The following is a 26,652-nucleotide window of genomic DNA, read 5'->3' on the forward strand; positions in this document are numbered from 1 at the left end:
CCCCACTATAGCCCGTAGGGTTTAGTGGGGGAGTATGTCAAGCTCGCCTCGAATCACTCGATCGAAGATGTCGCCAATGGCAAGATCGAAAACGTCCGCTTTTCCATGTCCCGCCCCGACAGTGCAATGCAATTCGGCCAGATTGCCGATGTGACAGGGGACGGCAACACCTTCGCCTTTGAAGATGTCACCCTCGCGAAATCCGACCAAGACTATAACGACATTGTGTTCCAAGTGCGCGGCGCAACCGCTGAAACCGCCCTCATGGATGAGATGGTGGCCGAGGGGCGCGATTGGCGCACTCAGAACATGGGTCAAGCCCTGATCGAATACGCCAACGCCTACACCGATGGTGTGGACTACACCGCCGCCGATTTTGAAGCCGCACGGGAGTTTCAGCCCTTGGTGGGGGTGATTGATACCGGTGTGAATGTGGATGCGATCGGCTTGGATGCTGGCGAAATTTTGATCGGCTCAGACTTCATCGACGGCGATGATAATTCACTCCTCACCGATGGCGAGGGCGACGAACATGGCACGCAAATCGTCAGCCTGATCAATACCCTCAATGACGATGCGCCCCTGTGGGTGGGGCGTTCTGTGGGTTCGGGCCAATGGGCGAGTTCCCTGGTGGAATTTGTCGATGCGGCGGTGGAGTCGGGTCAACCGAATGCGATCGTTAACCTGAGCATGGATCTCACCCAAATCGACGCAGACGGCAACATCACCACCCGCACCGAATTCACCCCGATGGAAACGGCCGCGTTGGAATATGCCCGCCAAAATAACATCCTCGTCGCAGTGGCTTCGGGGAACCAAGCGGGGCTGATGTCGGCATTGGGTCAAGCGTCCCAGCAGTTCGATAACATCATCACCGTCGGCGCAGCGGAGCAGTTTGATCCCGATGCGTCCAACTGGCAAGGCTACGATCGCGCTGACTATTCCAGCTATGGCGAAGGGTTAGACATCATGGCCAAGGGTGGCACACAGGATAATCCCGTGGTGGGCAAAACAGGGTTTGGCTCATCGATGGCTACCGCCCAAGTCACCGGCGCAGCCTCCCAAGTCTGGGCAGCCAACCCCGACCTCAGTTATCAACAAGTCATCCAAATCCTGAAACAAACCGCCACCGATTTGGGGGTAGCGAATCCGGATCTGGAGACGGGTGCAGGGCTGTTAAATGTGGCGGCGGCGGTGCATTTGGCAAAGGCAACGAAGGTGGAAGACTATGAAAAGGGTCTGAAGTATGTTCCCCTAACTTGGAGTGGCGAGGATGAGTTTACGCCTATGGAACGGGCCGCGAATTCGACGGCTGCGGGTTCGGGTTCGACCCAAGGAATTTCTTGGACTGGGTTTTTGAATATTTTCAACAATCCAGTTAGTGAACGATTCAAGAAGCTGCTCCAAGATATCTATAACCAGTTTCACAATAATGCCACTCTTGCCAGCAATCCAAGTTCTTGGTTTTTCCAAACCCACCGAGGTGTAGATAATCGCATTTACACCCGCTTTTACAATCCAGCAACCGGGAAATGGTCAAGCTGGGAAAAAGGCACTCAGAGCAATGAAGCGACGTACCATCAGCCTGCTGTTGCAACTTTAAATAGTGTTGTTTATCAAACCCATGTGGGTAAAGACAACAAGATCTATAATCGGTCTTCCACAGACGGGGTGAACTGGACAGCATGGAGTCGTCCTAACATTACAAATGAATGGACAAATCATGAAGTTGCCATGACAGTGCTTAATGGCAAGCTTTATCAAACCCATGTGAGTAAAGATAACAAGATTTATACACGCTCATCTACAGATGGTCTGAACTGGACAGCATGGAAGCGTCCGGACATTACCAATGAAAAAACAGAGCGTCCGGTGGCGATGACCACCTTGAATGGGAAGCTCTATCAGTCCCATATTGGCCTTGACCAAAAAGTTTACACGCGCTCCTCTACGGATGGTTTGAACTGGACAGCATGGGAGCGTCCTAACATTCTGAATGAAAAGGCAAACAGTGCTGTGGCAATGGTGGCGTTCAATGGTCGGCTGTATCAATCCCATATTGGACTTGACAAGAAGGTTTATACCCGCTCATCTACGGATGGGAAAAATTGGACAACTTGGAAGCATGAAAATGTTGGCAATGAAGCTGCTTATAATAATCCGGTGTTAGCGACGTTTAATGGCAAGCTGTATCAATACCATGTAGGTGGTGAGAATGGTTCAGAACCAGGTGGTGTGATGCATTCTCGTTTCCTGAAGAGTGATGGTACGTGGTCAGATTGGGAGAATATGGACGGCGCTCGCACTCCGTTTGATCTAATAGAATCATCGAATCCAAAATTTGATGCTTTTGTTAACTGGGCCAAGGCACAGACTCAACCAATTAATCGTTTAGATGCTTGGTATTACATACAATATCAAGGCTGGAATCCAGCAGGAGAATGTGTCAGTTTAATTGCTCGATATGTTCAAGATGTTTTCTTGCCCGAAGATCAGAAAGATAAGCATCTCGGTGGATATGGTCATGGTCATGCTACTGCAAGTGTTGTTGCTGGTAAATTCCCTCAGTACTTTGACTCATATACAACGACTAATGGTTTAGGCTCTAATCCACCAAAATCAGGTGCTGTTATCTCGTTTGGTAAGCACGCTCCAAAATTCGATGGTAATCATGGTCATGTTGGAATTGTGACTAGCTATAACTCAAGCACGAAAGAAATTAAATACATTGATATTGGCAACGGCTTGAGTGGTGGAATCGTTGCGGGTGAACGCTCTATCTCAGCAACAGACTACCGGATCAATGGTTGGACTAATCCGAAGTAGTCTCCACACCCAAACCCCATAAACCCCAACGCACCACAGCCCTAAATTCTGGCAGTGGTGCGTTTTTTGTTGGGTTTTGGGCGCAAGCGTTGCGCCCCTACGATTATTCCTGACCCATTTCCGTAGGGGCCGATCGCACCCGCCCCAACCCATCACGCCACCCATTCGCCATAATCAAGGTAGAGTGACCAGGAGGATAAACCATGCCAACCCCAACAGAAACGCCCATGGGCAAAATCATCACCACCCTAACTATCATTAACCGCATTGACCAAGCCAAAGCCAAGGAAGGGTTAATTCCTGCCGAAGAAGTGCGATCGCTCACCCTCGAAAACGTCCTGGTGGATACAGGGGCGACCACCTTATGTTTGCCGAGTGATGCGATCGCGCAACTTGGTCTAGACCTGCTCAAGGAAGTTGATGTATCCACAGCAACCGGATTCAGTAAAGCCAAGATTTTTCAAGATGCCCGCATTTCCTTACTGGGACGTGAAGGCACATTTGAATGTTTAGAATTACCCGGTGGACGTGACCCCCTACTCGGTGTTATTCCCCTCGAAGCATTGGGCATTGAATTAGACCTGAAAAATCAACAGTTACGAGTTTTACCAGAAACATCAATGGACACGTATTTGACCATTTTGTGATGATTCTCGCAACCCCATTGGGCGCAAGCGCTGCACCCCTACAGAAGTCAACGATTGTGCCAATCGCGCCCTAAACCCCATCAACGCCAACGCGCTACGACTCGCTCACCGTCACGGGATGGTTTGGGCGGCGTTAGCGTCGAGGAGGAGGGTGGCGTGGGGGTGGCGGCGGAGAAGGGTGGCGGGACAGGTGGAATCAATGGGGCCGGTGAGGAGTTGGTGAACGATCGCACGTTTATGATCGCCCTGGGCGAGGCAGAGGAGGCGACGACTTTGGGCGATTTGGGAGAGGGTGAGGGTGAAGGCGTAGTGGGGAACGGCGGCGAGGGTGGGGAAATGGCCTTGATTGTATTGTTGTTCGCGGTTTTTCGCATCCAGTTTGACCAGTTTCACGGCGGCGGGATCATTAAAATCAGCGACGCTCGGTTCATTGAAGGCGAGATGGCCGTTATTGCCAATGCCTAAACAACAGAGGTCAATGGGGGCGGTGTTGAGGAGTTGGGTGTAGCGATCGCATTCCCGCAACGGTTCCAAACAATCCCCGGCGAGATAGTGAAACGCAGCGGGATTGACCCGATCCGCAAGGCGCGTTTTTAAATAGTGGCGAAAACTGGCGGGATGATCGGCGGCAATTCCTAAATATTCATCCAAATGAAAATAGGTGACGCTAGACCAGGGAATTTCATCATCTTTGATCAGGTAGCTTAAACAAGCCAGTTGGGAATTGCCTGTGGCCCAGATAATCCGGGCCTGGCCGTGAGTCGCGATCGCCTCTAAAATGCCCTGCCGAATCGCCGTTGCGGCCGCGATCGCCACCTGATCCGCCGTCTCATAACATTGCACCTGTAACCGATCCACCCTCTGCCTGTTCATAATCCTTCCTCCGCTGAACCCACAACATTACGCAACTCCCCAATCTTCAGATTAGGCGAAAATTAGCCCCCTTGTTCCTAAACCCGCTATTGTTGAAAATCCCATTGATTCACGATGCCCACCGTTTCTAAACCCTCCATGACTGTTAACGCCCGCCAACTCGCCCTCACTGCCCTCCAACAAATCGATCGCCACGCTGCCTATACCGATATCGCCCTCGATCGCACCCTCGGCAAATATAAAAAAGATACCCTCGGCAAGGCCGATCGCGCCCTCACCACGGAACTGGTCTACGGTGTGGTGCGACGACAGCGCACCCTTAATGCAATCATTGACCATCTCGGCGCGAAAAAAGCCCAGGATCAGCCGCCAATGTTGCGATCGATTCTCCACATCGGCCTCTACCAATTGCGGTATTTGGATCAGATTCCCCCGTCGGCGGCGGTGGATACGGCGGTGGAGTTGGCGAAAACCAACGGCCAAGGGCGTTTGGCGAAGGTGGTGAATGGGCTATTGCGGCAGTATTTACGGACGATTGAGGCGGGAGAGGAGGCGATCGCACTTCCCGATGATCCGGTGCAACGGACGGCGATCCTCCATAGTTTCCCAGATTGGATGGTAGGGCAATGGTTTGAACAGTTTGGCGAGACCGATGCGATCGCCCTCTGTGATTGGTTCAACCAAACGCCGCTGTTAGATTTACGAGTCAATCCCCTACGCTCGGATCGGGACGCAGTGCAAGCCGCCCTCGCCCCGTCTGGGGTCAATGCTCAACCCGTGGCCGCGTTGCCCCATGCCCTGCGGCTAGTGGGTTCTGTGGGGGCGATTCCCAAATTGCCGGGGTTTAAGCCGGGCTGGTGGACGGTGCAGGATAGTGGGGCGCAGTGGGTGGCGCTGTTGGTTGACCCGCAACCGGGGGAAACGATTATCGATGCTTGCGCGGCTCCGGGCGGGAAAACCACCCATTTGGCGGAACTGATGCAGGATCTGGGGACAATTTGGGCCTGCGATCGCACCCCCCACCGCCTCCGCAAAGTCACCCAAAACGCCCAACGCCTCGGCCTCACCTGCATTAAAACCGAACTCGGCGACAGCGCTACCCGTACCGAATACCAAGGCATGGGCGATCGCGTCCTCGTTGATGTCCCCTGCTCCGGCCTCGGAACCCTCCACCGTCACCCCGACATCCGCTGGCGACAAACCCCAAACACCATCGCCGAACTGCTCCCCCTCCAAGCCCAAATCCTCGCCAACGCCGCCACCTGGGTCAAACCCGGCGGCCGCCTCGTCTACGCCACCTGCACCCTCAACCCCCCCGAAAACGAGCAGCAAATCGCGCAGTTTCTCGCAACGCATCCCGGCTGGGCGATCGCACCCCCTGCCCCGGATTCCCCCCTCGCCCCCTTCGCCCGCCCCGACGGCAGTATCACCCTTTTCCCCCCACACCACCACATGGACGGCTTCTACATGGTCGCCCTCACCGCGCCTGACAAAGGCAGAGTAGAAACTAAGGGCGAGCAGGGAAGTATACTGTAAACTAAATCGTTAACTCCAAATCTGCTTGATTTTTTGGTGAAGCCAAGGGAGTAACCATGACAAACAGTGTCAACAATAGAAAAGTTTCAATATTAGATAATAAGCTGACCATTAAAGTAGATGGGCCGGACTTTCCAGTTGAGGATTTTATAAAAATCCTTAAGGATTTTCTGTCAATATTACAAGATATTGATCGTGAGACATCTGATACTGGTGAGCCAACTCTCTATTGGTCAATTCAAGATATTAAGCCCAATTGTATCTCTACTACCATCGAAAGTCGTCCCAAGTCTAATGAGATTTCTATCAAGCGTAGTCATGATGTAAATTCGATTTTCGCATCAGGCTTTGAATCTTTTCGTCTGAGTTCAGAAATACCCTATGGGTTCACTCCAAAAATAGTTCAGAAAACTAGAGAATTGGTAGAGTTAATTAACCCTGATACTTTCGCACAGATTAGCTTTGTTGCAAATGGCTGGGGATCATTTGATATTTCAAAAATATCTAATAACTTGATCAAGGAGCCTCAACAAACATATAAATACTATGGATCTGTTGAGGGAAAACTCATAACACTAAACAATGAAAGAAGAGCAAGGTTTGGATTGAGGGATCGCCTCACCAACACAGTCATCAAGTGCTTTATTGACGAAAGCAATTCAACATTATTTCAAAAGTCTCTCCAAGCGATTACCCAGAGAGAAAATGTTTATGTATATGGTGAAATACGTCAAGACTTGAATGGGAATAAGAAAAATATTACTGCGGCAGATATAAAGATTCTACCGAGTGATGAAGAATATATGCACCCATTAGATGCATTAGAACAGCTTGCTAGGTTAAGGCAGGGAGATAACTTTGAGTAACAATCGTTCAACAAAAAAGAAACATTATCTGGATACCTGCATATTTATTGGTTACTTGAATCAAGAAGAGAATAAATTTTCTGAATGTAACGCTGTAATCTCAGCAGCATCTGAAGGGTTCATTGAGGCTTTCACTTCAGAACTAATTGGTGTTGAATTGATTAAACTCAACGGCTTTCCCTCTGGAGCAGAAAACGCAATGAATCAGTTCTTGGATGACTTCATCAATAAATCACACTGGTTGAAACTAATTTCATTTGAGCGAGAGATGGCTAGGATTGCTAGATTCTTACGACAAAAGTATAAGCTTAAGCCATTTGATGCGATGCATTTAGCTACCGCAATTCGACATGGAGTAGATTATTTTGATACGACGGATGAAGATTACTGGAATGGTGAGACAAAGAAAGGGAAGCTACCAAAATCTGTTGGATATGTTGATTATGAACCTGTGATTATCCAACGACCAAAAGTGGAAGGGTATACAATACCAATTCCTTTTTCTAATGAAATCATACCCGGACTGGAATAATTTTCCATGGCTTCCCTTTTTAAAATCAGATCTTACTATTCCACCACTTGAATAGCAAGGCTTTTTGATTACTCTTTATTCGATTACGTAAAAATCATTTCCTCTTCCGGGCGATAGATAAAGTCATAATCAAACGGCACTGGGCGAATATTGCGCACGATCGCAAACCCCAAATTACTCACCAAATCCGTCGTAAACGTCACCATCGCCAATTCCACTAACTTACGCTCAGAAATTTTCGGTTCTTTAATAAAATAGTTGCGCTGGGCAAAGAATAAATTGGCATCTTTGGGGTTAATAATGCCGTTGAGGCGATGGGCGTGCTGAATGGGTTTGACATAGGTGAGAAAGAATTCCTCTTGGTTATGCTGCATCAGATAAAATCGCTCCTGCTGCAACCAACTCATTTGAAAAATCATCTTAATTAGCTCAAATCCTAAAATATAGTTCAAGACATAATTTTTTTCCTTGGGACTGAGCACTAAGCGCAGGGCGGATTCTAAAAACTTGTCGGGTTTGCGGCGAGCATCTTGGGCGGAATGGATGTAAAACTGTCGAATATAGTGGCGCAGAGTGTCGCTGGTGAGGATGGTTTGAATGTGGAAACTTTCTAAATGCCGTTGCACTTTGGCCTGGGTTTCGTAGTCTTGGATGATTTTGGCAATTAACCCATCGGCGGTGTATTGATCGAGAAAATGGGCTTGATCATCGGGTGCGGCGGCACAGAGTAAATGACACAGCGACAACAGATAGCGACGCTCTTGCCAGGGCAGTTTTTCGGCCCATTTTTGGGCTTCATGGGGAAGTCGCTCAAGCATGATATTTGGTAGATGCGGTGTATAGATGCACGGAAAGAGTGGCACTGGCGCAGCACCGTTAACACATCATGGGGTAAGGATAGAAACTATGGAGGTGAGGTGTTGGGCTGCGCGGGGAAGTGCTGTTGTAATCCTAGGGTAATCCTAGGGGATCTCACCCCGGATGCGTCAATGGTGAGATAGCTGAATCTTAGGTGGGTTGGGGAGGGTTGGGGATGGGGGGAGTGGGGGGTTAGGGGGCGGGGCTGGATTGTTCGGCGTAGGCGGCGTACAGGCCTTGGATATTGTACCAGTTGAGGAAAATGCGGGCGATTTCGAGGGCGAGTTGAGGTTTGCCGCGATCGATTAGCCATTGCAGGAGGGGGGCCATGCGTTTTTCGTTGAGCCAGCCGCGTAGGGAGAGGATATCCCAGAGGAGGCGGTGCATCCAGGTCATTTGGATCATCATCCGCACGTCCCAGGTGGGATGTTTGCGGTAAAACAGGACACCCATGCGGCCCCGTTGGATTTCTTTGTCGATCAGGTTGGGGATTTGGTCGAGGCTGAAGGGGGGATGCCAATGGTAGCCGACGGCTTTGGGGCATTTAATCAGGGTGAGTCCCAATTGTTTGAGGCGCACGCCGAGTTCGAGGTCTTCCCAGCCGTAGAGTTGAAATTGGGTGTCGAAGAGTCCGGCGGTGAGGAGCCATTGTTTGGCGATCGCTACATTTCCGGTGGCAAAGTAGGCGGCGGAAAAGTCGGTGATTTTGTAGGGTTCGGCGGTGGGGTGGTCGAAGTTGGCGGTATTAATCACCGCGCCGTAGGTGAAACAGCGATCGCTCCCTAATTCGCGCTGACCCTGGGCTAACCCGTCGGCGTGGGCTTGGAGAAAGGCGGGAGTGACGACGAGATCGCTATCAATAAAAATAATCCTGTCCCCTTGGGCGTGTTTCACGCCAAGGTTGCGGGCTTGGGCGGGGCCGGCGTGGTCTTGGGCATAGGTGACAACGAAGGGGAGTTCTGCGCGATGGGCGGCGATCCAATCGATTGTCCCATCAGTGGAGCCATCATCAACGACGATCACTTCGTAGCCTTGGATGGGGGTATCGGGGGTAAAGGTTTGGTGGGCGAGCGATCGCAAACATTTCTGCAAAATCGCCAAGCGGTTATAGGTGGGAATGACAACCGAAAAAAACATAGCGCAATCCTAACAAAATGACAGAAGAACAGTCTCCCTCACCCCTAGCCCCTCTCCCGGCGGGCGAGGGGAATCAATGGCTCCCCTTTTCCTGTGGGAGAAGGCTCGACTCAGTTCGGGATGACTGCCGCGACGTTACAGGGGAATCAATGGCTCCCCTTCTCCCACAGGAGAAGGGGTTGGGGGATGAGGGCAAGCACCTAAAACGGCGACACGGGCGGCGGCACAAATCCTAAATGGGGCCGCACCAGTCCCGTGGTTTGGCTCACCCAAGCTAACCCCTGCCGCGTCCCGACCCAGACTTTATTTCCCGTATCCGGCGACAGGGAGAGCACATGACCCGATGGCAAACTGGGCATTTCCCCCAGAATCGCGCCGCTGTCGGGTTGGACTTGGAAGAGGCCTGCTTCAGTGCCGATCCAGACGGTGCGATCGCGGGAAAACCGAATCGAGGTGATGCTCTCGCCCCGAAACGGGGTCACCGATCGCACAATGCGCCGCTCTAGAGGGTTAATCACCAACAGGGCGTTGGGGGTTCCCGCCCAGATCAGGCCATCGGGGGCCGTGGCGAGGGTTTGCACCACGCCGCCGGGGAGGTTGGTCATCCGCCCCATGGGGTAGGCGCTGGCGGTGTTGACCTGTACCAAGCCATCGAGGGTTCCCACCCACAGTTGCCCTGTGGTGTCCACCGTGAGGGCGTTGGCGCTGACTCCGGCGAGTTCTTGCAGGGTGGTCATCATTAAGCCTTGATCGGGGCTGATCAGGCTGAGGCCGCGATCGCCCCCCGCCCAGAGATACCCCCGCTGATCCACCGCCAAGGACAAAATTCGATTCGACGGCAGCGCAAACTGATAGGCCGTCACTTCATTACTGCGGGGATCAACCCGGACAATGCCGCTATTCGTCCCGCCCCAAATCCGCCCGGCTCGATCCATCGCCAGGGACTCCATCCGATAGTTAGGCAATCCCACCCGCGCCAAGATCCGGCCCGTATTGGGATCAATCCGGCTCAACCCCAACCAAGAGGCAATCCACAGCGCCCCGGTGCTGTCTTCCTGTAAAGCCGTGACGCGAAAATCCCGGTCAAAGGGGTCGGGGCGGGTCAGATCGTCAGCAGCACCGGGGGGAGCCGGTGGGGGGGCATCACTCGCAAAGGGAGGCAGTGCCGCATCGGGTTCCGGGAGCCATTGGGCAAGACTTGGGGAGCCACTCCAGCAACCCACCAACACAGAACTTAACAGACTCCAACGGCTCAGCCAACACCAGCGCATCATTTCAGTTACACAATAAAGGGCGAGTTGGGGGATGATTCAAGCATGATTCAATCGGTTTCAAGCATAACTTGACCTTTGACTATTGTAACGATTGGGGCCAATGGGAGATGGGGCGGTCTGGATTCCGGGAGCGATGCTCGGTGAGTAATTGGAGGGGTGATTTGCTACAGTGATTGCTGGCCAAACTGTTGAGCGATCGCTCCTTTCGATGTACCTTCAGCACCTGCATTTACGCAATTTTCGGAACTATCACGATCAGATCGTCCAGTTTCAAGCACCCAAAACCATCATTGTGGGTGACAATGCCCAAGGGAAATCGAACCTCCTCGAAGCGATCGAACTCCTGGCCACCTTGAAAAGCCATCGCGTCAGCCGCGATCGCGACCTGATCCGCCATGGCATTCCCGATGCTCAGGTGGCGGCCACCGTTGCCCATCGCTACGGCACGAATGATCTCGACATCACCCTGCGCGATCGCGGCCGACGCACCATTCGCCGCAACCACGAAGCCCTACGCCGCCAACTCGATGCCCTCGGCAGCCTCAACGCCGTGCAATTCTCCTGTGTGGATTTAGAGTTGGTGCGGGGTGCGCCGGACTGTCGCCGCCGTTGGCTCGATAGCTTAGTAGTGCAACTCGAACCCGTTTACGCCCATATCTTGCAGCAATACACCCATGTGCTCCGTCAACGCAACGCCCTCCTGCGCCAAAGTAAACGGGAATCCGCGTCCGTCCCGCCGGCTGCGATCGCCCTTTGGGATGCCCAACTGGCCACCACCGGCTCCCGCGTCACCCGTCGCCGCGCCCGCGTCCTCCAGCGTCTCGCCCCCCTCGCCCAGCATTGGCATCAACAAATCAGCGGCCAACCGGAAACCTTGACCCTCCACTACGCCCCCAATGTGCCCTGGCAGGAGGATGAACCGCAGCAGGTGCAAGCCGCCTTTCTCACCCACATTCATCAACAGCAGCGGGCTGAACAGCAACGGGGCACAACGGTCGTCGGCCCCCACCGGGACGACATCGACCTATTGATCAACGACAGTCCCGCCCGGCTCTATGCCTCCCAAGGTCAGCAGCGTACCCTCGTCCTTGCCCTCAAATTGGCGGAACTGCATTTAATTGAATCCGTGGTGGGGGAGCCGCCCTTACTCTTGCTGGATGATGTCTTAGCGGAATTGGATCTTCAACGCCAAAATCACCTCCTCACCGCCATTCAAGACCGCTTTCAGACGGTGATCACCACCACCCATCTCGCCACCTTTGAGGCGGGCTGGTTGGCCGCCTCGCAGCAATTGCGCGTGGCCGCTGGGGCGATCGCACCCCTACTGTGAGCGTTGTCCTGTGGCCCGCTTTGGCATCGAACCTGTGTTTGATCTCTTAAGAATTACAACAACTTGCGGATCACACTACTCTGAGAGCGGTAATCAGACGAGATAATGAAACTCAAGGGACGGTGATCACTGGAATGATCGTTAAACACTGAATTTTCTGATCACTGTGACAGGGTGCAGCCGAAGCAACATGCTCAAAACTTGGGCAATCGTTAAAGAGCGCAACAATGGAGATGCTGCAAACATAAATAATTCGTGATGATTTGATCCATGGAGCAATCCTATTTGATTCATGAACAGGCAAGGGGCTTAAGCCCCTTGTTAAATGAACAGGCAAGGGGCTTAAGCCCCTTGTTACATGAACAGGCAAGGGGCTTAAGCCCCTTGTTGATGAGGAGATAAGATCTTCGATTGATTTAGGATCGCTATAGTCACGATTGTTAAGATGGAAAAGGACAGATTCTAAACACTCGTTTTTTTCCTAGGTTACAACTAATATCTAAGATCGAACCCATTTATTTGCAGTTCAAACGTTCTACAAGTGTGTTCGGGTTTTGCTCTCTCTAGTCTTGATGGATCAAAATTTAAAGATAGATTGTCTCGTCTTGCTCACGATTTTACCGCTGCGATCGCAACTCAATGACTGTTTTTCCCAGTGATATTACCTAAGATGAGTGAATCATGACCGTCCGGAAGATTGGCGACTGGGGAGGAATTGTGTAATGGTTTTGAGCGTTATGAATGTGAGCTTTTTTGACAACGCTTCCGATGCCGTATTCAGCATTGACGAGCAATGGCAGTTGTTGGCGGCTAACCATGCAGCAGCCCAACTGCTGGGCAAACCCATCAATAGCCTCGTGGATGGCAACCTCTGGCAACTGTTTCCCCAATGGTTGGGCACGATTTTTGAGGCGGAATATCGGCGGGTGATGAGCGACGGGGGCACGACCCATTTTGAGGCCTTTTCCGCTGTGGGCAACTGTTGGCTTGTGGTGAATTTGCAGCGCAATGATGCCGGTCTTTTGGTGTATTTGCGGGATGTGAGCGATCGCAAACGGATCGAAGCCGATGTCCTCGAACAGTCTCGCCTCGCCCATCTGATCAATCGCGTCAGCCGCTTTCTTGTCCATGCCCACGGCCTCGGCGACAGCCTCCAATATTGCACCGATGCCATCATTGACGAACTCGACGGCGCAGTGGCCGCCATTTGGGTCTACAACAGCCAAGGCGACTACCTCGAACGTCAAGGCTTCAGCTACAACCCCGACACCAGCGCCCCCCTCCTCACCTCACGCCTCTTTAAATCGCCCATCCTCGCCCTTGACCATTCGATCATCGGCACCATTGCCAGAACCCAAAAACCGATCATTGATGTGGTGTTCCCGGCCTTTGGTGATCCGCTCCAGTCCAATGCAGTGGCGATCGCCACCGCCTACCATCCCGAAGCCTCCGTCTTCTGCAATCTGAGTAACCACCCCAGCAGTCCCCCCACCAAACTGCATCTGATCAGTTACCCGATGGTGCTCGACGATCGCCTGATTGGAGTCGTTGCCCTCTGGACCTATCAATCCCTGCGGCCCTTTATCCATGAGGGGATCGCCTCCCTGGCCGATAGCCTCGCCATCGACATCGATCGCTGCTGGGCCCGCACCGCTCTCCTCTCGCGCCGGGAAGCCCTGCTCTTTCGCCTCGCCAACCAAATCCGCAACTCCCTCGACCTCAACACCATCCTCGACACCGCCGTGTTTGAGATTCGCCAACTGCTCAAGGTGGATTCTTGCACCTATCTCTGGTGTTGGTCTCAGGAAGAGACGATCAGCTTGATGGTCAGTCATGAGGCGGGCAAAGATGCCCAATGTGGCCAGCGGATTTCCACCTGTCCCCCGGAACAGTTGAGTTTTTTAGCCAAGCAAATCAGCCAACAGAAAATTCTGCGCATTGATGATATTCAACAGCCGCCGCCCTTTCCGAGCTTGAGTCCGTCTGAACAGGATCTGTTGATGGCGCTGTTGCAGGATCTAGAGATTCAGTCGCTGTTGTTGTTGCCGTTAAAAACGCGGTCGGATCACCTTGGGGCGATCGCCTGTAGTCAACGGCACGACAGTCGGCACTGGAGTGACCAAGAAGTGGAAGTGCTCCAAGCCGTGGTGGATCAATTGGCCCTCGCCATTGACCAAGCGGAACTCTTCGCCCAAACCCGCGCCGCTGCCCTCGCCGCCCAAACCCAAGCCCAACAGATTGAACTCACCCTCCAAGAACTCAAACGCACCCAAGCCCAACTGATTCAAACCGAAAAAATGTCCAGTTTGGGGCAGATGATCGCCGGGATTGCCCATGAAATTAACAACCCGGTGAATTTCATTTCTGGGAACCTGAGCTATACCAGTGAGTACGTTAACGACTTGGTGCGGTTGGTGGAAACCTATCGGAAATATTTACCGGAAAACGAGGAAATCACTGCGCTTGAAGACGAAATTGATCTTGAATTTGTGATTGAGGATTTGCCGAAAACCTTGGCATCGATGCAGATTGGGGCGGAGCGGATTCGCCAGATTGTTCTGTCGTTGCGGAATTTTTCGCGATTGGATCAAGCGGAAATGAAGCCCGTTGATATCCATGAGGGGTTAGAAAATACGCTCTTGATTTTGCATAACCGGATTAAGGCACGGGGCGATCGCACTGAAATCGAAGTGATTAAACAGTATGGTGAGTTACCGGCGGTGGACTGCTACGCGGGCCAACTCAATCAAGTGTTTATGAATATTCTCGCCAATGCGATCGATGCCATGGACGAGCAGCCCGATCCTCGCCAAATCACGATCCGCACTCAGTTTATCCCTGACCCCCACGCCCCGGAAACGGAAGATGGAGAACCCCAAGGCATCGCCATGATCCAAATGCAAGATAATGGGTCAGGGATGCCGCCAGATACCGTGAGCCATATTTTTGACCCCTTCTTCACCACAAAACCGGTGGGGAAAGGAACCGGACTAGGCTTAGCGATTAGTTATCAAATTATTGTGGAGAAGCACCATGGTGACCTGACCTGTGAGTCAACCCCCGGCACTGGAACCACCTTTACAATCCGGATTCCGGTTAATCCGGCTGCTGAGTTTCGGAGTACCTAGGGGGCATCCTGTGATGGCGGGGCTTCCGGTGCGATCGCCCCCGTCTAGGGCCCGCTGTGCCCCAGAGTTCCCTTGTCTTCACTGTCTTTTTGTGTATGTTTTGCGTTATGGCGTTCATGCAGTTTACGCTCCCCGATCATTGGCTTTATCCCTTTGTCCAACTTGTTAACGAACGGACTGGCATTCGGATTCGTGACCAAGACTATGGTGAACTGGCTCGGAAAATTGGGCTGCGCATGGCCGCGCTCCATCTGGTGAATCCTGACCAGTATTATCAACGCTTATCCATGGTGGGAGCCGCCGGAGCAACGGAATGGGATGCGTTGATCACATTGCTCACGAATATTGAAAGTTATTTTTTTCGTGATCAGGGTCAGTTTCAACTGTTGGAGCAGGTGTTATTGCCTCGGTTAATGGTGCAGAAACGGCCGGAGCGACGGTTGCGGATCTGGAGTGCGGGCTGTTCGACGGGGGAAGAACCCTATTCCCTGGCGATTTTGGTGCAGCAGTTGTTGGCCCATGAGTCGGGGTGGCAGTGTGAGGTGATTGGCACAGATATTAATCCGACGGTGTTGACACGGGCGCGGCAGGGATATTATCCGCTGTGGTCGTTGCGATCGCTCGCTCCCGCCATTCAAACCCGTTACTTTCAACCCTGTGGCGACGGCTTCCAACTCGATCCACAAATCCGGCAATCGGTGCGGTTTGAGTCGTTCAATTTGGCCAAGCCCAGCACCGAGCAATGGTGTCCCAGTGATGTGGACTTGATTGTCTGCCGCAATGTTTTTATTTATTTTTCCGCCCCAGCCATTGCCATAGCCTTGGACTCCTTTCGTCAAGCCCTGAACCCGTCGGGCTATTTAATGACGGGCCATGCGGAGCTTTACGGTCAACAACTCCAGGCCTTCCAAAGCCATTTATTCCCGGAATCCGTGGTGTATCAACGGCGCGATCGCCCCTCGCCCCACCCGACCCCGCTGCCGATGCGATCGTATCCCACTCCCCCGCCGCCGCTGCCTCGCCCCCCTGCCCCCAGCGTGATCACCGCCCCGCCCACGACTCCGATTCCCACCCTGCAAGACTTACTCACCGAAGCTGAATTCTTTTTTCAACAGAAAAACTATCGCCTCTCCCGTAAAAAAGTAGACGTGATCCTCAGTCGTGATCCCCAGTCGTTTGCTGCCTATTTTTTACGGGCGCAACTCGATGCCAACTCTGGGCAATATGACGCTGCGATCCAATCCTGTGAAAAAGCCTTGGAGCTAGAACCGCTCTCTGTTTCAATTTATTACCTGATGGCTCAAATCTTTGAAGAAAGGGGAGATACTGAAAAAGCAAAGCAACTGTTTAAAAAAATTATTTATTTGGAGCCGACAACGATCTTAGCCTATTACGAATTAAGTCAACTTTATGATCAAGAAGGCAACTCAAATCGAGGCCAAAAAATGCGCCAAACTGCCTTGGCTTTTCTGCAACAATTACCCCCCCAAAGTCGAGTCGATGAACGGAGTGATCTGACTGTCGCCGATCTGATTGATCGGATTCTAACCTCGTCTTGACTGTGATTAATCCTGCAACACCTACCCGTTGTGTAGTGATGCGTTATGCCTGAATCTTTAACCACTTCTGATATCCTCATCACCGGACAAACCACGTATTTAATTTTTACGCTGGATCAAACGTTTTATGGCGTTGATAGTCTCTTTGTTGAGGAAATTTTCTTTTTGCCGGAGTTAACCCCGGTGCCGGAATCGCCCCGCTACATTATTGGGGTGTTGAATTTACGCGGGGAGGTGATTCCGGTGATGGATGTGAATCTCCGCTTGGGCTACCAAACCCAGCCCTATAGTATCCATGATCGCATTGTCGTCTTGCAAAGCCAAGACCATCGTTTTGGAATTTTGGTCAACGAGGTGCATAATGTGCGATCGCTTCATGACAGCGACATTACCGCCCAAGTGCGCTACCGGTGGGAACAGGAGCAAGCCCCCATACAAACCGGACTCGCCCATAGTGGCGATGAAATTATTGTCCTGCTGAGTCTTGAAACCCTGCTCCATCCTCCCGAACGGGCGCACCACAGCATTCAAGATTTGTTTGCGTTGACCGCCGAAGGGGTGGATCACCTGCGGCAAAGTTTGGGCGATCTTGAATCGCAACTGCAAACCCAACGCCATTTTTGCGCCACCGCCAGCCCCGAAGACCGCAAGATTTTCCGCGATCGCGCCGAACACCTGCGCCACCCCCCCGATAACCAAGACAATCAGGGCATGGCCTCCCTCGCCGTGGTGCGCTTAGGGCCAGAACTCTTTGGGATTGATTTGGCCCATGTGCGGGAATTTACTGATATTGGCCGGATCACGCCGATTCCCTGCTGTCCGCCCCATATTGTCGGCAATGTCAATCTCCGGGGTGAAATTGTCACCTTGATCGACATCACCTCGTTTCTCGCCTTGCCTGCGATCGCCACCACCGGCCAACGTCAGGCCATGATTGTGGACTGTGATGGCCTCGTGGTGGGGGTCGTGGTGACGGAAATTCTCGATGTGGTGCTGCTGAACCCCAAGAAAATTTCGCCGGTTCCCACCGCCATCCACGGCATCACCGATGAATATCTCCAGGGCGAAACCGACTATCACGACGCAATGATGAGTATTCTGTCTCTCCCAAAACTATTACACCAAGGGCAACTGATGGTGGACGACAGCATTCTTTAACGTCCCGTCACCCCCCCATCTGTTACCCCAGAGGTTCCCATGAAAACGCCTTATCACGCCCAAGAAACCATGTCTACAATCAACAACGCCACAGCCTTTCAAAAACAGTTAAGCGGTTTTAAAGTGCGCACCTGGATTATTGGGGGCTATGCCATTCCCATTGGCCTTTCGATTCTGTCTGCGATCGCTGTATTTTTTAATGCTCAGATGGTACGTTCTGGGGAGCAATCGATTACCCGTCGCGTCCAGGTGTCTGAAGAAATTGGGAATCTGGCGGTCAATGTCCAGATTATGTCCCGAACGATCCGAGGCGGCATTCTAGATGCAGATCAGGAATCCCTTCGTACCTACAATCAAGCCTTTCAGGATGTCGATAACATTTTAGATGAATTGGAAATCCTCCTCATTGATCCAGAGCAAGAGAATAATCTGATCAAGCTGCGGCAGCAAATGGATGAGTATAAACAGATCAATGAACGAATTTGGACGGTCATTAACCAAAATGACCGTGAGGCATCCATCGCCTTTTGGCAACAAAACCGAGGCCGGGAGCAGATTACCAATTTAACGGAAGCCATTGAGGTGCTGAAACAGCGAGAAATGGAGTTAGTAGACGAGACCCTTCAGGGTCAACGGGATACGTTGAATGTATTAGTCGCCGTGGTTATTGGTTCGGCAGCCCTCTCCATCGCCATTGCCATTGCTGCTTCGAGTTGGATCATCTACAACATTACCAAACGGCTGAATGACGCGGCGAATAGTCTCGCCTCCTCCACCACGGAAATTGCCTCCACCGTGGAGCAACAGGAACGCACCGCCAGTCAACAGGCGGCATCGGTGAGCGAAACCACCACCACCATGGATGAATTAGGGGCATCGTCGCGGCAATCCTCGCAACAGGCCGAAGCCGCCACCGATGCCGCCCAACGTGCTCTTCATCTCAGTGATGGGGGAACCCAGGCGGTGGATCAAACCTTAGCGGGGATTACGGTGCTGCGGGATAAGGTGAGTGCGATCGCTGAACAAATCCTCCACCTCAGCGAACAAACCGGCCAAATCGGCAACATCTCCCAACTCGTCTCCGACCTCGCCAACCAAACCAACATGCTCGCCCTCAACGCCGCCGTCGAAGCCGTCCGCGCCGGCGAACATGGTAAAGGCTTCTCCGTCGTCGCCTCAGAAATCCGCAAACTCGCCGACCAAAGTAAACAATCGGCCCAAAAAATCAACGACCTCGTCACCGACATTCAACACGCGATCAACTCCACCGTCATGGTCACCGACGAAGGCACGAAAACCGTCGAAATCAGCGTCCAAAGCACCCAAAAAACCGCCGATGCCTTTGCCGGGGTCGCCGATGCCGTCAATAACGTCGTGCTCAACAATCAGCAAATCTCCCTCAACATCAAACAACAGTCCACCGCGATCGCACAGGTCGTCCAGGCGATGAACAGCATCAACCAAGGGGCGAAAGAAACCGCCAACGGTATCCGCCAAACCAAAACCGGCACCGAGCAACTCAAGCAAGCCGCTCAACTCCTCAAAGAAATGGTTTAGCCATCCTCTGCCAAAAGCCCGCTCCGAGGAGCGGGCTTTTGATCATGAGATCGGTTGGAATCGCAGCTTAGAGGGTGTTTAAAAAGTGTCTTGAATAGAGAGGCAAGGGGCTTAAGCCCCTTGTTTCCATTGAGTGAGGCTCATGATTTGGATCTGAGTTTAACTTTTCAAACAGCCTCTTAGACCGGGCTGGAATTATGACCATTGTTCCATGGCGTTGCCCTTCGCCTCCTGGGGATGTTCTCCCATCACCGCCCGCATGCCTTCAATGGTAGACACCATACTGCTGGGGTCCATGAACATGATTTTGCTGCTTTCGCTGCTGCCGACGATTTTACCCATGGTGAGGTAGTCTTGGGCGAGGATGAATTGCAGGGCATCGCGGGCGTTGGGGTCGCTGCGCAGCTTGGCGATAATGATGTCCATGGCTTTGGCGGTGGCTTGGGCCTTGAGGACTTCTTTTTGGGCATCGGCCTCGGCGTTGAGGACGGCGGCTTTTTTCTGGGCTTCGGCATCGAGGAGGAGGGCTTCGGCTTTCCCTTGGGCGGAGTTAACGGCGGCATCGCGATCGCCTTCTGAAGTCAGCACCGAAGCCCGCTTCCGACGTTCGGCGGCCATCTGCAATTCCATCGAATCTTGCACCGCTTTTGAGGGGGTAATGTCCCGCAGTTCCACCCGCAACACCTTCACACCCCAGGGATCGGTGGAAATGTCCAATTCCCGCAGCAGGAGTTCATTGATTTCGGTGCGGGCGGTGAAGGTTTGATCAAGTTCGAGTTTGCCCATTTCCGACCGAATTTGGGTCAAAACCAGGTTTGCCATCGCTTTGTGGAGATTTTCAACGCGATAGTAGGCTTTTTCCATATCAACGATTTTCCAATAGACGACGGCATCGGCGCTGATGGCAACATTGTCTTTGGTGATGCAGGATTGGGGGGGGATGTCGAGTACTTTTTCGCGGGTGGTTTCTTGGTACACCACTTTGTCGATGAAGGGCATCATCAGGTTGAGGCCGGGGGTGAGTTTGCGTTTGTAACTTCCTAGGCTTTCCACTAGGGCTTCGTGTTTTTCGTTGACAATGCGCACAGACCCCGCGATGGTGGAGCCGCCAAGGGCAAGGGTTAGGAGTAAAAGGAAGGTGGGCATTCAGGTCAAGCCTCTCAAAAATTAGGGGTATTTGCGGGTAAACTACACCGCATTAGGGTTGAATCGCGGACGTGGGCAGGATGATCAGGGTGTTGCCTTCCCGTCGGAGGATGAAGACTTTGGTGTTAGGAGGAATGGCGATCGCCTCATCTTCACACCGTGCTTGCCAAGAGTTCCCGTCACACAGCACCCGTCCGGCTTCACCGGGGGGGATTTCCGTGAGGGTGCGGCCGTCGCGAGACTCTTCGAGCACCAGGCGCGATCGCTGTTTCGGGGTGAACATCCGCCGGGAAAGCAAAATCCCCACCGTGGTCAATGCCAGCCACGTCAAGATTTGGAGGCCAAACACCGGCACCACCAGGGACATCACCCCCACCAACAGGGCCGCCACCCCCATCATGAATTCGATAAATGCCGTCGGAAAAAACAGTTCCATCAGACATAAAATTGCCCCAGCTAGTAACCAAAGCAGAGTCAGACTAAACATCAGTTGAAAATGTCACGTTGCGATCGCCTCATCATTCCAAGCCACCGTAGCTAGACAAGACCCAATGATTAGGGCAAGCTAATTTGAGTACAGCGATCGTGGAGTTTGTGCTTTCCATCTTAGCCACTGTTTCCGGCACCTTCGGTGTCATTTAATCTTTCATTATCTTTCGTGATCTCAGCGTCCCCTATGACCCGTTCATCGCTTTCTCCCCATCCCTATCTCTGGGCAGTGGGGCCAGTGGCTGGCAAGCTCACCGCCCCCAATGTAGTCGAAGGACGGTATAAGGTCATCCTGCCCCATATTTGGCAAGATATTTACCCCGAACAACGCCCCACCTTGCCCGACCCGATCCCCGCTTCGGTGCTGCCCTACCTGAAGCTGCATCCCCTGCGTCTCTACTTACCGGAGGTCTACGGAACCTGTCAAGTGGGCGGCCAAACGGTGCTCTTGCTCCACCATGGCCCGATCGATCGCCACGGCCAACCGTTGCCGAGTTTGCGCAGTGCTTGGCCCACGGCTCACCCCTTGCGCCAAGGCGAATGGGTGTGGCAGGCGTTATCTTTGTGGCCGGCTTTGGCGGCGCAGGGGGTGGCAGCGAGTTTAGTGGATTTGGATAATCTTTGTGTGGAGGGGGGACGACTGCGGCTTCAGGGGTTGATTCCCAAAGCGGCCACCCTGGGGGATTGGGCCGAGGCTTGGTCAACGCTGCTGACGACGGCCCAGGCGGCGATCGCACCTCCCCTCGAAAATATTTTCACCATCCTCGCCCAGCCCAATCCCTCCCTGCCTGTCGCTCAAACCGCCCTCAATCAACTCCTGATCGAACAGGCGGCAGAACTTCCCCTCTCGATCCAGGTGGCCAGCGCCACCGATCCCGGTGCTCCCGATCGCATCAATGAAGACCGCTACTATCCCACCGCTGGGGAGATTAAAGGGCGCAATCATGATCATCTCTTGCTGGTCTGTGATGGGATTGGTGGCCATGATGGGGGTGCGATCGCCAGTCAAATGGCCGTCCAATCCCTCCGCCTCCAGGTGCAAGCCCTGCTTCAGGAAATTGTGGAAGACCCCGAAATCATGGCCCCCGATGTGGTGGCGGATCAACTCACCACCCTGATTCGCATTGCCAATAATGTGATCTGTAGCCGCAATGATCAGCAAGGTCGAGCAGCCCGCCAACGCATGGCCACCACCCTCACCCTCGCCCTGCAACTGCCCCAACAGATCGACACCCCCGACCGACGCGGCACGAGCCATGAACTCTATCTCGCCCATGTGGGGGATAGTCGCGCCTATTGGATCACCGAGCAGGCCTGTCATTGTCTGACGGTGGATGATGATATTGCCGGGCGCGAGATTCGCTTAGGGCGGAGTTTTCCCGTGGAGGCCTGGCATCGGCCCGATGCGGGGGCGCTCACCCAAGCCCTGGGAACCCGTCCGGCGGACAAGATTCACCCGACGATTCAACGATTTTTGATTGATGAAGATGGGATTTTGCTGCTCTGTTCCGATGGGTTGAGCGATCGCCGTCTGGTGGAACGCTGTTGGCGCGATGTGGTGCCAGCGGTGTTACAGGGGGAAATGAGCCTCAAGGCCGCCGTGGACTTTTGGCTGCAATTGGGGCGACAGCGCAACGGTCACGATAATGTCACCGTGGTGGCGGCGCTCTATCGGGTGACGGAGTCGGAAGCGATCGCCCCCGATCCTGACCCCAGCCCCGCAACCCCAGCCCCCGATTTTCCCGCTGAACTCAACCCAGCCGCCTGGGAGATTCCCCCCCACAGTGTCACTGAGGGTGAAACCGAGCATCCGGCCGAACCTGTGCCACCTGATGCGTTCGTTCATGATCTCCAGGCTGCGGGCGATTCATTCAATTCGATTGAAGAACTGAGGGCGGCCCTTGATGAACCTGCCCCGCCTGCGGCCATGCCTGACGAGCATTCCCCTGAACCGCCCCCCGTGGCCGCTTCGCCGTCACCCTCCCCTCATTATCCCTTTGCCTCCCCGCCCCCAGAACCTCGCCAAGATGACGAGATTGATCCCAACTTAGAAGTCTCCGATGCCTTTTTTGAGGATGTGGATGATTACGAGGGAGAGGCTGGCACGGCCTCGGCTTCATCGACACGACCAATCCCGCGACCCTCGCGCCAATTGCTGCTGTGGACGAGTGGGGTGGCGATCGTGGTGGTGGTGATTACGGTGATCGTGATGGTAATGCAGGGACAATTTAATCGCACGGTGGAGCCAACGCCCCCCGCTCCGGTGGAATCGGAGGAATAAGTATTGCGGCGATCGCTAGTAACATGGCACAGCTAAAATGGTGCTTTATTGTAGGGTGGGTTAGGCGGACAAAATCCCTGCCATCACTAAAATCCAGCAATCCGCCGTAACCCACCAATCAAGCTGTGCTGTGACACTAGATTGGTGGGCGGTGGGCGATCGCTCGCAAGGTTTGGATGCGGAGCAGTTCGATACCGTTGGGATGGGGAGCGGCGATCGCTTCAAGCCCTAGGTACAAATGTTCTGCCGCCGCCGGGAGAGAATAGCCGCGCCGTTCCGCCACTTGCAGCGCCGCCGCATCCGCATCCAGGTCACGCTCCGGGCCGTGGTAGTCTCGCCAGGCTCGCCGCAGGGCGATCGCCGTTAATCCCCCCGCCACCACCACCCCGACCGCATTGTGCTGCACCCATTCAAACCCCGTGCCCACCACCCCCAAGGCCACGAGGCCATGAATCCCTTTGACTTGAACCCCGCGTCCCTGGAGTTGCCACGTCACCGCCCGCAACAACAGCAAATCCCGCTGGGCTTGGGGAAGGGGCAGCCACCGGGCAAAGTTGAGGGTGATCCTGAAGCGATCGCGCCGCCAGGGAGAGGGAAAGGGAGCCGCGATCGCTTCAGGCTGCTGTGGTGCGGCTGCGATCGTGATCAACATCCGACCCGATGCGGGCATTAACTCCCGTAAGCGGCGAATCTCGTCTTGAATGTGGGGCGCAGTGCTCGCTGGTTGTGGCCCCCCACCGCGTCGTTTCCTCACGCCATCACCCCGCCGCGTCCACCATGGTCAACGTCGGCGTTAAGGTGGTCACCACCGCCTCCACCTGATCCGCCGCCGCATCCGTAGCCGCCACCATCAAAATCACCACCCGTCCCGGTAATTGACGGGCCACCATCACCCCCTGCATCGGCGTACCCCTGCCCCCACTGCCCAATGCTCCCGTCCAGGGCAGTCGGGCCGTTTGGTCATCCACCGGCACAAATGCTCCAGCGGCAAACCCTTCCCCGGCTCGAAAGGTATCAATGGCCACCTGCGCCAAACTGCCAGTATTTAATGCTGCTTCCGTGGCTCGCGGCCGCACCGCCACCGTGTAGGCCAACAGGCCCGCAGGCATAACAACCTCACCATTCTCATCCGTCACCGCAGGCGATTCAAACACAGTCACGCCCGCGACGCTGCTTTGGCTGTAGCCCTGAAGCACGCCCACTTGAAAGCCTTGCTCTGGTTCTTGATAGGGGGTCGGGGCGACGGGCAACGCTGGGGCCGCGGGTGCTACGGATTCCGGTGCTTCAGGCGTTGCGGCGGGATTGGGAACCGGACTCGCAGCCGGATTGGGCACAGGGCTGGCCGCTGGAGTCGGGGCAGGACTGGCGGCTGGGGTGGGCAGCGTCGCCGGCGTGGGACTCGCGGCGGGATTGGGCACAGGGCTAGCCGCTGGAGTTGGGGCGGGGCTGGCCGCCGGGGTGGGGGCTTGGGCATAGGCGGCCGGTCGCCAGAGGGAGGGTTGCCACTGCCAACTGATTAAGAGGGCGGCGGTCAAGCCAACTAAGCCGATAAACCATTGGGTGCTGCGTTTCATGGGTGCTGTTTTTTAAGGGGCGAAGGGGGGTTTAGTGGAGGGTTAGCTACCGATGATGTTGGTGGGATCGCCGAGAAGGCCGAAGAAGAGACCGGCCACGGCTCCCGTCATCAACGTGGCGAGGGTGGCTCCCCAGAGGGCTTTAAACCCCAGTTCGGAAATTTCCGATCGCCGCTCTGGAACGAGGGAGGAGAGGCCACCAACAAAGATGCCGTAGGAGGCGAGGTGGGCGAATCCGCAGAGGACATAACTGACAATTAAGAGGGTGCGATCGCTAATTACGCCCGACATGGAGAGACCATTTAAGGCTAAATACGGCGGGATGCTCGTTTCAAACAAGCGTTGACCAATCAACAGCGAAGCCGCCCAGAGGTTTTGCCAATCCAGCGCCACCCCCGTCAGAAAGGTTAAGGGCAAGAAGAGCATCCCCATTAAATTGCGCAGGGGTTGGGCAAAAAATTGACCGATCAGGGAGTCGTCTCCTGATGCCCCTAGCCAGATCGCCAATTGATTAAACGGCGCATTGAAGAGGGCAATTACCCCCAAAATGGCGATCAACACCGCCGCAATCCCGACGGCCATCTTCACGCCATCTAAGGCTCCGACGATCAAGCTATCCATATAGCTGGGCTTCTTCTGGGTTTCGTCTACTTCTTCGTCGGGAATATGTCCCATGGTTTCCGGCTCTCCGGTTTCGGGAACGAGCAATTTGGAAATCACAAAGCAAGCGGGAATGGTCAGAATCGAGGCCGAAACTAAATGCCCGGCAATGTCGGGGAAGCTGCCCCGGAGAAACCCGGCGTAAAGCCCCAATACAGAGGAGGCGATCGAACCAAAACAACTGGTGAGGATGGCGCAGAGTTCACTGCGGGTCATTTTTGGTAAAAAGGGTTTGACGGCGATCGCGGATTCAATGCCCACAAAAATATTCGCCGCCCCGGAAAGGGATTCCGCGCCGCTAATCTTCATCGTGCGCTGGAAAACGATCGCAAACACCTTCACAATCGGCTGAATCACATTCATCCGGTAGAGCAGCCCCACCAAGGCCGCGAAGAAAATAATCTGCGGCAGGGCGCGGAACGCCAACACGTAGGTAAAACCCGGATTAAGCTGATCCGGGCCGAGGCGATCGCCCGGAACCGGCACATAGCCATTGCCCACCGCCCGCGCAATCCACCGCGCTGCGGGCCCCGGCCCGGCTACTGGATTCGGGTCAGTGGCGAGTAATGAGTTAGGGCCACCAAACAGGAACTTCGCTCCCGCTTCCGATGCATCCAAAATCGGGTTAATGATATTGTTAATGCCTTCGATCAGGGTGCTGCCCCCACCAAAGACCAAGATCCCCACCAGAAGCTGAAGACCAATCCCAAAAATAATCACATTCCACTGCACAACGCGGCGGTTTTCCGACCCCAACCACGCGATCACACAAAAGATCGCAATCCCAAGGGCGGAGAGAAGATTTAGTGCAAGGTTCACAGTTGTCTATCCTGCTAGGAAATGGGCATCGGTCAGGGGGAGTTTGACAATCAACTATGGTCTCCACCACATGACTCAAGGGGGATCATAGTACGATTTGAGAAATCTGAGCACGAGACGTAGGAATCTGTTGCATTCCCTGCCCATTTTCACCCTAGAACCGGGGAAAACAGGACACTTTCCCTGCTCATTTCCTGCGGTTCTTGATCCTGATTCCTGACCTAGAGCGATGGGCTGCGATCGCACCGCCCCCAGATAAACCTGTTGACACTCTCCGGCGTAAACGCACGAAGATTCTTAATTCAGCGACTGACCTTTAAGCACCGTATCTCTTTCGAGCAATCCTCAAACCTGCCAACCGTGAAAAACACCAATTAACGAGCCTGATTTACAGCAACCCCA

General features: G+C 53.9%; 20 protein-coding genes. 11 read left to right on the forward strand and 9 right to left on the reverse strand.

The features are described 5' to 3' along the window. The first annotated feature begins 24 nt into the window (after positions 1 to 24). Together PN477_RS01385 and PN477_RS01390 are read left to right on the forward strand one after the other, a co-directional pair. Positions 25 to 2,826 carry a S8 family serine peptidase gene (locus tag PN477_RS01385; protein WP_272120136.1) on the forward strand — a complete coding sequence of 934 codons (2,802 nt, stop codon included), beginning with the start codon at positions 25 to 27 and terminating at the stop codon, positions 2,824 to 2,826. Positions 2,827 to 3,029: 203 nt separating this feature from the next. Further along, a complete protein-coding gene (locus tag PN477_RS01390) occupies positions 3,030 to 3,473 on the forward strand; it encodes an aspartyl protease family protein (protein ID WP_272120138.1) in 444 nt (147 codons plus the stop codon). Positions 3,474 to 3,584: 111 nt separating this feature from the next. On the opposite strand, the gene PN477_RS01395 is transcribed toward PN477_RS01390, so the two are convergent. Then, positions 3,585 to 4,346 (reverse strand): glucosamine-6-phosphate deaminase, encoded by a 762-nt coding sequence (locus PN477_RS01395; RefSeq protein WP_272120140.1) that lies wholly within the window; start codon positions 4,344 to 4,346, stop codon positions 3,585 to 3,587. Positions 4,347 to 4,484: 138 nt separating this feature from the next. Between PN477_RS01395 and PN477_RS01400 the strand changes: the two genes are divergently transcribed. Genes PN477_RS01400 through PN477_RS01410 form a run of 3 tightly spaced genes read left to right on the forward strand, consistent with a single transcriptional unit; the run spans position 4,485 to position 7,280 of the window. Further along, a complete protein-coding gene (locus tag PN477_RS01400) occupies positions 4,485 to 5,882 on the forward strand; it encodes a 16S rRNA (cytosine(967)-C(5))-methyltransferase (protein WP_272120142.1) in 1,398 nt (465 codons plus the stop codon). 56 nt (positions 5,883 to 5,938) lie between these two features. Beyond that, entirely contained in the window at positions 5,939 to 6,748 is an 810-nt protein-coding gene (locus tag PN477_RS01405) for a hypothetical protein (protein ID WP_272120144.1), read from the forward strand. Then, positions 6,741 to 7,280: a type II toxin-antitoxin system VapC family toxin gene (locus PN477_RS01410; protein WP_272120146.1), complete on the forward strand. Its 540-nt coding sequence runs from the start codon at positions 6,741 to 6,743 to the stop codon at positions 7,278 to 7,280. Before PN477_RS01405 ends, PN477_RS01410 begins: the two co-directional genes overlap by 8 nt. 83 nt (positions 7,281 to 7,363) lie before the next feature. On the opposite strand, the gene PN477_RS01415 is transcribed toward PN477_RS01410, so the two are convergent. The 3 genes from PN477_RS01415 to PN477_RS01425 form a co-directional block, all read right to left on the reverse strand. Continuing rightward, positions 7,364 to 8,098: a cobyrinic acid a,c-diamide synthase gene (locus PN477_RS01415; protein WP_072620873.1), complete on the reverse strand. Its 735-nt coding sequence runs from the start codon at positions 8,096 to 8,098 to the stop codon at positions 7,364 to 7,366. 232 nt (positions 8,099 to 8,330) lie between these two features. Beyond that, positions 8,331 to 9,275 (reverse strand): glycosyltransferase family 2 protein, encoded by a 945-nt coding sequence (locus PN477_RS01420; protein WP_272120149.1) that lies wholly within the window; start codon positions 9,273 to 9,275, stop codon positions 8,331 to 8,333. A gap of 200 nt (positions 9,276 to 9,475) precedes the next feature. Then, on the reverse strand, positions 9,476 to 10,549 hold the full coding sequence (locus PN477_RS01425) for a ligand-binding sensor domain-containing protein (RefSeq protein WP_272120150.1): 1,074 nt from the start codon (positions 10,547 to 10,549) through the stop codon (positions 9,476 to 9,478). A 208-nt stretch (positions 10,550 to 10,757) separates the two neighbouring features. Here PN477_RS01425 and recF point away from each other — a divergent pair, with 208 nt between their 5' ends. The 5 genes from recF to PN477_RS01450 all read left to right on the forward strand — a co-directional run bounded on the left by recF (position 10,758) and on the right by PN477_RS01450 (position 19,281). Then, positions 10,758 to 11,879: a DNA replication/repair protein RecF gene (recF, locus tag PN477_RS01430; protein WP_417158724.1), complete on the forward strand. Its 1,122-nt coding sequence runs from the start codon at positions 10,758 to 10,760 to the stop codon at positions 11,877 to 11,879. Positions 11,880 to 12,601: 722 nt separating this feature from the next. Continuing rightward, positions 12,602 to 15,007 (forward strand): ATP-binding protein, encoded by a 2,406-nt coding sequence (locus PN477_RS01435; RefSeq protein ID WP_272146909.1) that lies wholly within the window; start codon positions 12,602 to 12,604, stop codon positions 15,005 to 15,007. Between the two features lie 116 nt (positions 15,008 to 15,123). Continuing rightward, positions 15,124 to 16,566 (forward strand): CheR family methyltransferase, encoded by a 1,443-nt coding sequence (locus tag PN477_RS01440; protein ID WP_272120153.1) that lies wholly within the window; start codon positions 15,124 to 15,126, stop codon positions 16,564 to 16,566. Between the two features lie 45 nt (positions 16,567 to 16,611). Beyond that, positions 16,612 to 17,724: a chemotaxis protein CheW gene (locus tag PN477_RS01445; RefSeq protein WP_272120154.1), complete on the forward strand. Its 1,113-nt coding sequence runs from the start codon at positions 16,612 to 16,614 to the stop codon at positions 17,722 to 17,724. A gap of 39 nt (positions 17,725 to 17,763) precedes the next feature. Beyond that, positions 17,764 to 19,281: a HAMP domain-containing methyl-accepting chemotaxis protein gene (locus PN477_RS01450; protein WP_272120155.1), complete on the forward strand. Its 1,518-nt coding sequence runs from the start codon at positions 17,764 to 17,766 to the stop codon at positions 19,279 to 19,281. Positions 19,282 to 19,476: 195 nt separating this feature from the next. Here the strand turns inward: PN477_RS01450 and PN477_RS01455 are convergent, their stop codons facing one another. Both PN477_RS01455 and PN477_RS01460 read right to left on the reverse strand, forming a co-directional pair. Further along, positions 19,477 to 20,427: an SPFH domain-containing protein gene (locus PN477_RS01455; RefSeq protein WP_272120156.1), complete on the reverse strand. Its 951-nt coding sequence runs from the start codon at positions 20,425 to 20,427 to the stop codon at positions 19,477 to 19,479. Between the two features lie 52 nt (positions 20,428 to 20,479). Next, a complete protein-coding gene (locus PN477_RS01460; protein WP_272120157.1) occupies positions 20,480 to 20,863 on the reverse strand; it encodes an NfeD family protein in 384 nt (127 codons plus the stop codon). A 240-nt stretch (positions 20,864 to 21,103) separates the two neighbouring features. Between PN477_RS01460 and PN477_RS01465 the strand changes: the two genes are divergently transcribed. Beyond that, the gene (locus PN477_RS01465; protein WP_272120158.1) at positions 21,104 to 23,197 is read left to right on the forward strand and encodes a protein phosphatase 2C domain-containing protein; all 2,094 of its coding nucleotides are present in this window, start codon (positions 21,104 to 21,106) and stop codon (positions 23,195 to 23,197) included. A gap of 136 nt (positions 23,198 to 23,333) precedes the next feature. Here PN477_RS01465 and PN477_RS01470 read toward each other — a convergent pair whose 3' ends face one another. The 3 genes from PN477_RS01470 to PN477_RS01480 are packed head-to-tail and all read right to left on the reverse strand — an operon-like array spanning position 23,334 to position 26,250. After that, a complete protein-coding gene (locus tag PN477_RS01470) occupies positions 23,334 to 23,951 on the reverse strand; it encodes a DUF3318 domain-containing protein (RefSeq protein WP_272120159.1) in 618 nt (205 codons plus the stop codon). 4 nt (positions 23,952 to 23,955) lie between these two features. Then, entirely contained in the window at positions 23,956 to 24,771 is an 816-nt protein-coding gene (locus PN477_RS01475) for a hypothetical protein (protein WP_272120160.1), read from the reverse strand. A gap of 42 nt (positions 24,772 to 24,813) precedes the next feature. Beyond that, on the reverse strand, positions 24,814 to 26,250 hold the full coding sequence (locus tag PN477_RS01480; protein WP_272120161.1) for a NupC/NupG family nucleoside CNT transporter: 1,437 nt from the start codon (positions 26,248 to 26,250) through the stop codon (positions 24,814 to 24,816). Between the last annotated feature and the right edge of the window lie 402 nt (positions 26,251 to 26,652).

This window comes from Spirulina subsalsa CS-330, from assembly GCF_028330765.1.
GTDB classification, from domain to species: Bacteria; Cyanobacteriota; Cyanobacteriia; order Cyanobacteriales; family Spirulinaceae; genus Spirulina; species Spirulina subsalsa_A.